Annotated in this window: 7 protein-coding genes and 1 tRNA gene; 1 reads left to right on the top strand and 7 read right to left on the bottom strand. The window is 48.4% G+C overall.

What is annotated here, in order from left to right; genetic code table 11:
- Window positions 1-76: 76 nt before the first annotated feature.
- From lon to H8K29_RS16700, 7 genes are all read right to left on the bottom strand, one after another.
- On the bottom strand, window positions 77-2,482 hold the full coding sequence (lon, locus tag H8K29_RS16730) for an endopeptidase La (protein WP_186883682.1): 2,406 nt from the start codon (window positions 2,480-2,482) through the stop codon (window positions 77-79).
- Window positions 2,483-2,699: 217 nt separating this feature from the next.
- The gene (gene clpX, locus H8K29_RS16725) at window positions 2,700-3,965 is read right to left on the bottom strand and encodes an ATP-dependent Clp protease ATP-binding subunit ClpX (protein WP_186898495.1); all 1,266 of its coding nucleotides are present in this window, start codon (window positions 3,963-3,965) and stop codon (window positions 2,700-2,702) included.
- A 182-nt stretch (window positions 3,966-4,147) separates the two neighbouring features.
- Window positions 4,148-4,774 carry an ATP-dependent Clp endopeptidase proteolytic subunit ClpP gene (gene clpP, locus H8K29_RS16720; protein ID WP_304941603.1) on the bottom strand — a complete coding sequence of 209 codons (627 nt, stop codon included), beginning with the start codon at window positions 4,772-4,774 and terminating at the stop codon, window positions 4,148-4,150.
- Between the two features lie 19 nt (window positions 4,775-4,793).
- Window positions 4,794-6,143: a trigger factor gene (tig, locus tag H8K29_RS16715; protein ID WP_186898494.1), complete on the bottom strand. Its 1,350-nt coding sequence runs from the start codon at window positions 6,141-6,143 to the stop codon at window positions 4,794-4,796.
- A gap of 28 nt (window positions 6,144-6,171) precedes the next feature.
- Window positions 6,172-6,258, bottom strand: a tRNA-Leu gene (locus H8K29_RS16710).
- 223 nt (window positions 6,259-6,481) lie between these two features.
- A complete protein-coding gene (locus H8K29_RS16705) occupies window positions 6,482-9,577 on the bottom strand; it encodes an efflux RND transporter permease subunit (RefSeq protein ID WP_186898493.1) in 3,096 nt (1,031 codons plus the stop codon).
- On the bottom strand, window positions 9,574-10,791 hold the full coding sequence (locus H8K29_RS16700; protein ID WP_370527214.1) for an efflux RND transporter periplasmic adaptor subunit: 1,218 nt from the start codon (window positions 10,789-10,791) through the stop codon (window positions 9,574-9,576). The genes H8K29_RS16705 and H8K29_RS16700 overlap by 4 nt, the downstream gene beginning before the upstream one ends.
- A 186-nt stretch (window positions 10,792-10,977) precedes the next feature.
- Here H8K29_RS16700 and hpnC point away from each other — a divergent pair, with 186 nt between their 5' ends.
- A complete protein-coding gene (gene hpnC / locus H8K29_RS16695) occupies window positions 10,978-11,799 on the top strand; it encodes a squalene synthase HpnC (RefSeq protein ID WP_186898492.1) in 822 nt (273 codons plus the stop codon).
- The last annotated feature ends 179 nt before the right edge of the window (window positions 11,800-11,978 follow it).

The following is an 11,978-nucleotide window of genomic DNA, read 5'->3' as shown; positions in this document are numbered from 1 at the left end:
GCTATCAATGACGCTTAGATAAAATCTAAATAAAAAAAACGCCCGAAAATTCGGGCGTTTTTTTATCCATACAACATTAATGCTTCACAACAGCAAGATCAGCAGAAGGCTCACTTGATCCAGCAGCAACGGGAATTTCCGCGTCAACCAAAGGCTGCGGCTGACGCTCCAAAGCAATTTCCAACACCTTGTCTATCCAACGCACCGGGATAATTTCCAGTTTGTTTTTTACATTGTCCGGGATTTCAGCCAGATCCTTTGCGTTCTCCTCCGGAATTAAAACAGTTTTAATTCCGCCGCGATGCGCTGCCAGTAATTTCTCTTTCAAACCACCAATTGGCAACACCTCGCCACGCAAAGTGATCTCACCTGTCATCGCAACGTCCGCCCGCACAGGAATCCCGGTGAACACAGATACCAATGCGGTCGTCATTGCGATACCAGCAGAAGGACCGTCTTTAGGTGTCGCCCCTTCAGGTACGTGAATGTGAATATCACTCTTCTCAAAGACATCAGCCTTAATGCCCAAGCGCTGAGCCCGGCTACGCACAACTGTGCGGGCAGCTTCGATCGACTCCTTCATGACATCACCTAAGGTTCCAGTGCGGATAACGCCACCTTTACCGGGCATAGAAACAGCCTCGATAGTCAAGAGATCGCCACCAACTTCCGTCCATGCCAGACCAACTACCTGACCAATTTGATTATCCTTGACCGCAACGCCAAAATCGTATCGGCGTACACCCAAATATTTATCCAGATTTTTGGAGGTAATCGTCGCTTTTTTCTCACTCTTCTTCAGCAAAAGCATTTTGACGACTTTACGACATATTTTGGAAATTTCGCGCTCCAGCGAACGAACACCAGCCTCCCTTGTGTAATAGCGGATAATATCTCTGATCGCACTTTCTGCGACAGTGATTTCCGTTTCTTTCAGGCCGTTATTTTTAATTTGCTTTTGCAACAAATAGCGCTGAGCAATGCTGGTTTTTTCATCCTCTGTGTAACCAGAAAGACGAATCACTTCCATCCTGTCCAACAATGCAGGAGGAATATTGTACGAGTTAGACGTCGCGACAAACATCACGTCAGACAAATCAAAATCGACTTCAATGTAGTGATCCGAAAACGTATGATTTTGTTCAGGATCAAGCACCTCCAGCAATGCGGACGAAGGATCGCCACGGAAATCCGCCCCCATTTTATCGACTTCATCCAACAAAAAAAGAGGGTTGCGAACACCGACCTTGGCCAGGCTCTGCAAAATTTTACCAGGCATGGAGCCAATGTAAGTGCGACGATGTCCACGAATCTCTGCCTCGTCACGCACACCACCAAGCGCCATGCGAACGAACTTGCGATTTGTTGCCCGGGCAATCGACTGACCGAGAGACGTTTTACCGACACCCGGAGGGCCGACCAGACACAGAATCGGAGCTTTTAACTTATCCACACGTTGCTGAACAGCAAGATACTCAAGAATGCGCTCTTTAACCTTATCTAAACCGTAATGCTCATCCTCCAGAACCTTCTCAGCATTCGTCAGATCATTATTTACTTTGGATTTTTTCTTCCAAGGCAAACCAACAATAGTATCAATATAATTTCTGACAACTGTTGCCTCTGCAGACATCGGTGACATCATTTTGAGTTTTTTCAACTCATTAAGAGCCTTGTCGCGAGCTTCTTTCGGCATTTTGGCGGCAATGATTTTTTTCTCAAGTTCATCGATATCTGCACCCTCTTCACCTTCGCCCAGCTCTTTCTGAATCGCTTTCACTTGTTCGTTCAGATAGTACTCACGCTGCGATTTCTCCATCTGACGCTTAACGCGACCACGGATACGTTTTTCCACCTGCAAGATATCGAGCTCGCCTTCAAGTTGCCCAAGCAGATGCTCAAGCCTTTTGGCTACACTGAAAATTTCCAGGATCACTTGCTTTTGCTCCAATTTCAGAGGCAAGTGTGCCGCGATGGTATCTGCAAGACGACCGGCGTCGTCAATGCCAGAAAGAGAGGCAAGAATTTCAGGCGGGATTTTTTTGTTCAGTTTTACGTATTGATCAAACTGTTGAACAATTGCACGACGCATCGCTTCAACTTCGGAATCATCTTCCTCAACTGCTGCAACCGGCGTCACTTCAGCACTGAAGTGTGACTCAGAATCATGAATCTGGTGAATGCGGGCACGCTGCGCCCCTTCAACCAATACTTTTACTGTGCCATCAGGCAACTTCAACATTTGCAAAATATTGGCTATACAACCAATTTCATAAATATCGTCAGCCGAAGGCTCGTCCTTCGCAGCGGCTTTTTGAGCAGCAAGCATAATGCTTTTACCCTGCTCCATTGCAGCCTCCAAAGCCTTAATGGACTTTGGGCGCCCCACAAACAGTGGAATAACCATATGGGGAAATACAACCACGTCACGTAATGGCAGCAGCGGCAGTTGAATTTGCTCGGTAATTGAAGTAGTTGTCATGGCGCACCTTTCATAAATACTAGTTGGTAATGTTGGCGCACAAGGCTAAAACACAAGCCCATTATCAGAAAAAACAATAAAAAAGCTACGCAGAGAGCTCCTCCGGGTAGCTTTACGGCTGAAGCCATGTTTCTTCCTACTTCATTCTACTTCGATTAAAAAAAATGCGGTGAATAACCATAAAAAAAAGGGGATATCTCCCCTTTTTTGCAAAAACTCAAGCTCCGGACACTTTGGCTTGCTCGTGATAAATAAGCAAAGGCTTAGCACCGTTAGTGATAGTCCCCTCATCAATCACCACTTTTTCAACATTTTGATGGCTAGGCAGATCGTACATAATATCCAACAATGCATGCTCCAGTATCGATCTCAAACCACGCGCACCAGTTTTACGGGCAATCGCTTTTTTTGCAATTGCCTGCAAAGCAGCCGGGCGTATTTCAAGCTCAGTGCCTTCCATTTCCAGCAGTTTTGCATATTGCTTAATCAGCGCATTTTTTGGCTCAACCAGGATCTGAATCAATGCCGCTTCATCGAGTTCGTTGAGCGTTGCAATCACAGGCAAACGACCAACCAATTCAGGAATCAAACCGAACTTAATCAAATCCTGCGGCTCCGCATCCTGCATCATCTGACTTGCGCTTTTTTCCGTCTGACTTTTAACGCTGGCTGAAAAACCAATACTGCTACGCTCTGATCTGTCTGAAATAATCTTTGCCAGGCCATCAAAAGCACCGCCACAAATAAACATGATATTCGTGGTATCGATCTGAATGAAGTCCTGATTTGGATGCTTGCGACCACCTTGTGGCGGCACCGATGCCATCGTGCCCTCGATCAGCTTCAGCAGAGCCTGCTGCACGCCTTCACCAGACACATCACGTGTGATCGAGGGATTGTCAGATTTACGGGAAATCTTATCAATCTCATCGATATAGACGATGCCCTTCTGAGCACGTTCGACTTCATAATTACAGTTCTGCAGCAATTTTTGAATGATATTTTCAACGTCCTCACCAACATAACCAGCCTCGGTCAAGGTCGTTGCGTCTGCGATCACAAACGGTACATTCAACATGCGAGCAAGCGTCTGCGCCAGCAACGTTTTACCTGACCCGGTAGGGCCAACCAGCAAAATATTACTCTTGGCGAGCTCTACATCATCCTTTTTACCCAGATGCTTCAGACGCTTGTAATGATTGTAGACAGCGACCGCCAGAATACGCTTCGCGTTTGGCTGACCAATCACATACTGGTCCAATAAATCGGTAATTTCCTGGGGAGTTGGCAGCTCAGTTTTCGCGCTCGCTATATTGTCAATTTCAGATACTTCATCGCGAATAATGTCATTGCACAAGTCTATGCACTCATCGCAAATAAAGACCGAAGGCCCTGCAATCAGCTTCTTAACCTCATGTTGACTCTTTCCGCAGAATGAGCAGTAGAGCAGTTTTTCACCGCTGGAGGATTTTTTATCGGGCATGGTACGAATATGAGAAAAACAAAATAAATATAAATCGGAACGAAGAGCATATTACCTGCAAAAACAGTTTTCGTCATTGCATGCACAAGATCCGGAAGTACCTGAGAAATCGAATAATTTAGAAAATAAATAAAAAACGCCCGAACCTTTATGGGAACGGGCGTTTATCTAATTCAAGCAGCTTAAGCGCGATGAGTCAAAACTTTATCAATTAACCCGTATTCGACAGCGGCATCAGCCGACATAAAATTATCACGATCAGTGTCTTTGGCAATCTGATCTAAGCTGCGGCCTGTGTTTTCCGCCAGAATGCCATTCAGACGTTCGCGCAAGTACAAAATTTCACGCGCCTGAATCTCAATATCTGAAGCCTGCCCCTGTGCACCACCCAAGGGTTGATGAATCATAATGCGGGAATTCGGTAAAGAGAATCGCTTACCTTTAGCACCTGCCGCCAGCAAAAAAGCCCCCATCGATGCAGCCAGACCGGTACACAATGTCGACACATCTGGCTTAATGAACTGCATGGTGTCGTAGATCGCCATCCCGGCAGAAACGGAGCCGCCCGGAGAATTAATGTAGAAAGAAATATCCTTATCTGGATTTTCACTCTCCAAAAACAACAGCTGCGCGACGACCAGATTTGCCGTCTGATCATTCACCGGACCAACCAGAAAAATCACACGCTCTTTCAATAAGCGGGAATAGATGTCATAGGAACGTTCACCGCGCCCACTTTGCTCTACCACCATAGGCACCATGCCCAGCATATTTGTATCCAACGCCGAATTACGGATGACGCCTGTCATGTGATTTTCCTTTTAAAACTTATGCTTGTGCGTTATTGCCCATCAACTCATCGAAAGGCAGTGTTTTTTCAGTCACTTTCGACTTACCGAGAACATAGTTAACGACGTTTTCTTCTAATACAAGGGCCTCAACTTCTGCAAGGCGATTACGATCACTGTAGTAGTACTTCACTACTTGTTGCGGATCTTCGTAGCTTTGCGCGAAATCTTCAACCTGAGCTTTGATCTGCTCTGCAGTTGCCTGCAAGTTATTAGCCTTGACCAATTCAGCCAAAATCAGACCCAGACGGACACGGCGCTCTGCTTGCGCATTGAACATCTCAATCGGGAATGGAACGTCTTTCACGTTCATGCCACGTTGTGCCATATCCTGACGAGTCATTTCAGCCAGACGCTCACTGTCTTGCGCAACCAAAGAAGTCGGAACATCAAATGTCACCGCCTTAACCAAAGCGTCCATCACGCTTTCTTTTGTTTTCGCTTTAACACGGCCTTTAACTTCGCGCTCGAGGTTTTCTTTGATGTCAGTGCGCATTTTTACCAGATCGCCATCTTCAACGCCAAGCATCTTAGCAAATTCAGCATCAACTTCAGGCAAATGCGCCCACTCCAGCTTTGTCAAAGTGATGGTAAATTCTGCAGTTTTACCGGCAACATCTTTGCCATGATAATCTTCTGGGAACGCCAGCGGGAACGTTTTAGATTCGCCAACTTTCAAGCCAACAGTGGCTGTCTCAAACTCTGGCAACATGCGGCCTTCACCTAACACGAAAGTGAAACCTTCGGCCTTGCCACCCGCAAATTCTACGCCGTCAATTTTACCAACGAAATCAACGGTGACACGGTCGCCGTTTTGTGCAGACTGATCTGCACCACCATCACCATGCGCGCCCTGTTCGCCTTTAACGTGGAAATGCACGCGTTGCTTGCGCAGGATATCAATCGTTTTATCGATCTCTGCATCAGTCACATCGGATTTAACCTGCTCAACTTCAGCAGCAGACAAATCGCCAACAACCACTTCAGGATAGACTTCGAAAGTCGCAGTGAAAGCCAGAGTGCCTTCAGCAACGCCTTCACCTGTTTTTGGCTCAATGTTTGGGTAACCAGCAACACGCAGATTGCTTTCACCAACGGCCGCAGCAAAAGACTGACCAACTTTATCGTTCAGCACTTCTGTTTCAACCTGGTAACCGTATTGTGCGGCAACCATCTTCATAGGCACTTTGCCTGGACGGAAGCCAGGTGCTTTTGCTGTGCGTGCGCGCACCTTCAAACGTTTTTCAACTTCTGATTGCACATCAGCGATCGGGAAGGAAATTGTAAGGCGGCGTTCCAATTTATCTAAAGTTTCGACTGCAGTTGCCATGAAAATCGTCCAAATAGTAAAAATTCTGTGGTGCGAGGAGGGGGACTCGAACCCCCACACCATTGCTGGCGTCAGGACCTAAACCTGGTGCGTCTACCAATTTCGCCATCCTCGCGGGATGAGTTATGTTACTTACCGGCACATCCGACGCGTCCGGCACAAAAGCAAAGGGCGACCCGAACATCAAGCGTCGCCCAAAACTATTAAATAGTGGCATTACAACTCCAACCCGTAATTCTACTGGATTTTGTAAGCCCGTGCCTTATTTTTTTAATGCTTCAAAAAAAACATTTCAGGCAACTCTGCGTCGCTTACCTGAAACATCCCTCTCCTTTTGCTTACGTCGGCTTTTTAACACGGAACCATGCCGCATACAATGCCGGTAAAAACAGCAAAGTCAGACCGGTTGCGATGATTAAACCACCCATAATTGCGACGGCCATCGGCCCCCAGAATACCGAGCGCGACAAAGGAATCATCGCCAGCACCGCCGCCGCCGCCGTCAGAATGATAGGACGGAACCGACGGACAGCTGATTCAACGATCGCAGTCCAGACATCTGAGCCTTCCTGGATATCCTGCTCAATCTGATCAATCAGAATGACTGAATTACGTATAATCATACCGAACAAAGCAATGACGCCCAGTTGCGCAACAAAACCAAACGGTCTCTGCAGCACAAGCAATGCCAGGGCAGCTCCCGCCAATCCCAGCGGCCCGGTCAGGAAAACCAGAATGACGCGGGAAAAACTATGCAGTTGCAACATGAGCAGCGTAAAAATGATAAACACGACTAACGGTACATTGGCAGCAATCGATTCTTGCGCCTTGCCGCTATCCGCTGCGGCACCAGCTAACTCCACTGCATAACCCGGAGGCAAGGCGGCCTGAATACCCTTCAACTGCGGTGCGATCTGGCTTGATACGGTCGGCCCCTGAATGCCATCAACCACGTCAGACTGTACGGTAACAGCCCACTCCCTCCCCTCGCGCCAGACCACGCCTGGCTCCCAGACCAGTTTGATCGTCGCGATCTGCGACAAAGGAACCGATTTTCCGCTCGCAGTAGGGATATTCGCATTGTTCAATGCGTTCACGGTTGAACGCTCATCAACTGGCTGACGCACCACCATGTCGATCAACTTATTGCCATCGCGGAATTGCCCGACGGTTGTACCGCTCAGAATCGTATTCGCCGCGCGCATAACGTTTTGCGAGGTCACACCCAATACCCGCAACTTGTCCTGATCCAGGTCGATACGCACCACTTTCACCGACTCATTCCAGTTGTCGTTCACACCAATCGCATTCGGATTCGCCATCATGACCTGCTTTACCTGATCAGCAATCTCTCGCACCTTCGCCACTTCCAGCCCGGTCACGCGGAATTGCACAGGATAAGGCACCGGTGGTCCGTTCGGCAGCAATTTCACGCGACCGCGTACCTCAGGAAAATCCTTCTTGAAAATATCGACAATTTTCAAGCGCAGCGCCTCTCTTGATTTTAAATCTTTAGGCAAAACAACCAGTTGAGCCACATTTGTCTGCGGAAAAATCTGATCCAGCGGCAGATAGAAACGTGGACTACCGGTTCCCACATAACTCGTCACACTGGAAACGCCCTCCTGCTGCCGCACAAAGTTTTCAAATTTCTTGGTCTGCGCTTCTGTTGCCGCAAATGACGAGCCTTCCGGCAACCACAATTCGACCATCAATTCAGGACGATTTGAATCCGGGAAAAACTGTTGCTCAATAAATTTAAAGCCAAATACTCCAAGGCCAAACACACCCAGGGTAATGGCTATCGTCAGCTTGCGCCACTCGACACACCAATTCACCAGCGCGCGGAAACGGTTGTAAAACGGCGAATCAAACAGCTCATGATGGTGGTTATCATTGACGTTATGCGGCTTTACCTTTAACAGCAGATAACCAAGATAAGGCGTAAACAACACAGCTGCCAGCCACGAAATAATCAGTGCCAGCGCATTCACGGAGAACATCGAAAACGTGTATTCGCCCGCTGCCGATTTAGCCAGGCCGATAGGCAAAAAGCCTGCGGCCGTAATCAAAGTTCCGGTCAACATCGGCATCGCCGTTGATGTATAGGCAAAGGTGGCGGCGTCAAAGCGAGAGAAGCCCTCCTCCATTTTACGCACCATCATTTCTACCGCAATAATCGCATCATCGACCAGCAGACCGAGCGCAATAATCAAAGCGCCAAGTGAAATTTTATGCAAATCGATGTCAAAGATACGCATGAATAAGAAGGTAATCGCCAACACCAGAGGAATCGTCAGGCCAACAACAAGACCCGGCCAGATGTCGAGACGGAAAGGTTTGGTATGCAAGCCAAGCGACAGAAAACTGACTGCCAGCACAATGACGACCGCCTCAATCAACGTATGTAAAAACTCACCGACAGATTCTTTCACCGCGTCAGGCTGATTTGTCACCTGCTCCAGTTGTATGCCCACCGGAAGTTTTGCCTTGATCGTACGGACATCCGCTTGTAAATGCTTGCCCAGCTCAATGATATTGCCGCCTTTTTCCATAGAAATACCAAGGCCGATCACTTCCTTGCCGTTAAAGCGCATTTTGTCTTGCGGTGGATTTTTATACTCACGTTTTACTGTCGCAAAATCTCCAAGGCGGAAAGTGGTGCCGTTTGCCCGCAATTGCAGATTTTCCAGATCCTTCACCTTCATTAAGGCGCCGGAAACCCGGACTTGCAGGTTATCCGTAGATGTTGTCAGTACGCCGGTACTTTCGATGCCATTTTGCGAGCCAATCTGAGAAACAATCGCGTCGAAAGAAATACCCAGTTGGGAAAATTTCTTTTGAGAGAATTCGATATTCAGTTTTTCATCCTGCACGCCGAACAATTCCACCTTCGACACCGAAGGGATGCGCAAAAACTGTTGACGAACGAAATCGGCATATTCCTTTACTTCTTCATAGGTGAAGCCGTCACCCGACAACGCAAAGATAGAGCCGTAAGTATCACCAAATTCATCGTTAAAGAAAGGACCGAGCACACCCGGCGGCAAGGTGGCTTTGATATCACCTATCTTCTTACGCACCTGATACCAGGATTGCGCCGTTTCTTTCGGCGGCGTAGATTCACGCAACTGTAGAATAATCAGTGTTTCGCCTGGCTTGGAATAACTGCGGATGCGATCAATGTATGGCGTCTCTTGCAGCTTTTTTTCCAGTTTATCCGTCACCTGGTCGGCCATTTGCAAAGCAGTCGCACCCGGCCACATTGCGCGGACGACCATCGCACGGAAAGTGAATGGCGGATCTTCATCCTGCCCCAGCTTCCCATAACTGAAAATACCGCCAAGCAGCAATACAACGATCAGGTAGCGGATAAGCGGGATATGCTCCAGCGCCCAACCTGACAAATTAAAACTTCTCGAAGAGTTACTCATTTAGAAGCTCCCACCGCAGAAGCTGGCGCTTCCGTCACTGGCGGCTTTGTTGCTGGCGGCTTTATTGCCGGAGACTCAGCTCCCAGAATGCTGACTTTCTGCCCTTGCTTTAACAAATTAACACCAGCAGTCACGACCTGCTGGCCGGAAGAAATCCCACCAGCAATCAACACATCTTCGCCCGATGCGCCAGCCAGTTTCACCGGCACCAGCTTCACCGCACCGCCACTGACGATCCAGACCGCTGTCTGCCCTTTATCCTGAAATAAAGCCGTGGTCGGCAGTTTAAATACTGGCGCGGGATTCGGTGCGACGAAGCTGACATTGGCCGTCATACCGAGGCGCACATCTTTTGCATCCGCGGGCAAACTGACTTTAGCAAGATAAGTACGCGTCACCGCATCCGCGACCGGTGATAATTCACGTAACTTACCCGGCAATGCCAATGTCGGATCAGCCCATAAGCCGACCCTGATATCACTCATCTGCCGTATGGTATTGATTTTGTTTTCCGGAATACCGACCACCACATCCATCTCACCGGTTTGCGCAACACGGACAACCGGCGTTCCGGCAGCAACAACCTGCCCGACTTCTGCGTCAATCCCGGTGACAACGCCATCGACATCAGCAATCAGCGTCGCGTATCCCGCCTGATTGCTCTGATTTTTAAAGCCAGCAACTGCCTGCTCGAAACTGGCTTGCGCTGCTTTATAGGCGACCTCTTTGCTATCGAGGATTGCTGCAGCAACGAAATTCTTTGCGCGTAATTCCTGATAGCGTTTTAAATCGGCCTGAGCCAGATCGCGATTACTTTCTGCTGCTGTCAACGCCGCTTTCGCCTGCGTTTGTGCCAGCAATAAATCCTGAGGATCAAGCTGCATCAGCAATTGTCCGCGCTTCACCACGGTTCCCAGCTCGACTTTACGTTGAACGATTTTGCCGCCGACACGAAAACCGAGGCGGGATTCTATCCGTGGGCGCACTTCACCGGATAATTCAAATGCCACATCAGAAGTGGTATTGGTCGCTGTGACCACACGCACTGGCCGCACGTCCTCGGTTTTCTCAACCGGCTTGGAACAGGCCACCAACAAACTCAACAAGGAAAGCGCAGCAATCGCCCGCGACGAGGACAAACCTGAATGCCGCAGTTTGACGCGATTGACAACGGGGGACGCGTCAGCGAACACGGGAGTTTTTAGTGTTAACACAAAAGTTTTCCTTTACTATGCGGACTGAATGAGGCGGCTGGTAACGAGATGACATATTCATCATTACCGCAACTAATTGCAACTGATCGCACTGATTTTAAATAAATGACTGGCTGGTTATTTATTATAATTAAGGTCAACCTCTTTGCCAATGACTTTTCGGTCATTAAGGATTCATACCCACTTATGTCCGTTGAACACTACGAAAATTTTCCTGTCGCATCGATCTTACTTCCACCGCATTTACGACCGGCAGTCGAAGTCATTTATGCTTTTGCCCGCAGTGCGGACGATATTGCGGACGAGGGAGATGCCACGCCTGAACAGCGTCTGACAGCGCTCAGCGCCTATGAGCAGGAGCTCGACTTCATTGAGCAAAACAGCAACAGCACACAGCCCATGTTCATCGCGCTGGCTGATGTTATCCGACAACACCAACTGCCGCTGCAGGCGTTTCGGGATTTACTTTCGGCATTTAAACAGGACGTGGTCACCACCCGTTATGTTGATTTCGGACAGTTGCAAGATTACTGCTGTCGTTCGGCTAATCCGGTTGGTCGGATTATGCTGCATCTGTATCGCGCGGCGACGCCAGAAAACATCCGTGACTCGGATGCGATTTGCTCGGCACTACAGTTGATTAATTTCTGGCAGGATGTCGCTATTGATTGGAAAAAACAGCGCATCTATCTGCCGCAAAGTGACATGCAAACCTTCGGCGTCAGCGAGCAGGATATCGCGAATCAGAATTTGAACACCGCCTGGCAAGCACTGATGCAATTCCAAACCGCGCGCGCGCGTCAGATGATGCTCTCAGGTAGCGGACTGGCGACGCAACTTCCAGGCCGCATAGGTTGGGAGCTGCGCTTAGTTATTCAGGGCGGTCTGCGCATCATAGAGAAAATTGAAGCTGTGAATGGCGATGTATTCCATCATCGACCAACACTGAAGGCGCAGGATTGGCTACTACTGGGCTGGCGCGCACTGCGAATGCCGTCCAGAGACTGATTCAGCATCAATAAATACTCCCCCCAGTATGCAAAAGAGCCCAATGAATACGCTGAGGTTAGCGAGGTTTCTTAAAAATAGTGGGGGAGTATATAAATTATTACAAAATGAACATCAAGTTACAAAAAATTTCAACATCCATAAATAAGTGCGTAAAGCGCTGACGTATACTGAAACAA

This window comes from Undibacterium sp. CY21W, assembly GCF_014284265.1.
Taxonomy (GTDB): Bacteria; Pseudomonadota; Gammaproteobacteria; order Burkholderiales; family Burkholderiaceae_D; genus Undibacterium; species Undibacterium aquatile.
Note: the sequence above shows the minus strand (reverse complement) of the source record. Positions and strands in the feature narration are given on the sequence as shown.

Bases quoted from the DNA above. Each gene is read 5' to 3' on its own strand.
- clpX (WP_186898495.1), bottom strand. From the start codon at position 3,965: ATGCCCGATAAAAAATCCTCCAGCGGTGAAAAACTGCTCTACTGCTCA.
- hpnC (WP_186898492.1), top strand. From the start codon at position 10,978: ATGTCCGTTGAACACTACGAAAATTTTCCTGTCGCATCGATCTTACTT.
- H8K29_RS16705 (WP_186898493.1), bottom strand. From the start codon at position 9,577: ATGAGTAACTCTTCGAGAAGTTTTAATTTGTCAGGTTGGGCGCTGGAG.
- lon (WP_186883682.1), bottom strand. From the start codon at position 2,482: ATGACAACTACTTCAATTACCGAGCAAATTCAACTGCCGCTGCTGCCA.
- clpP (WP_304941603.1), bottom strand. From the start codon at position 4,774: ATGACAGGCGTCATCCGTAATTCGGCGTTGGATACAAATATGCTGGGC.
- tig (WP_186898494.1), bottom strand. From the start codon at position 6,143: ATGGCAACTGCAGTCGAAACTTTAGATAAATTGGAACGCCGCCTTACA.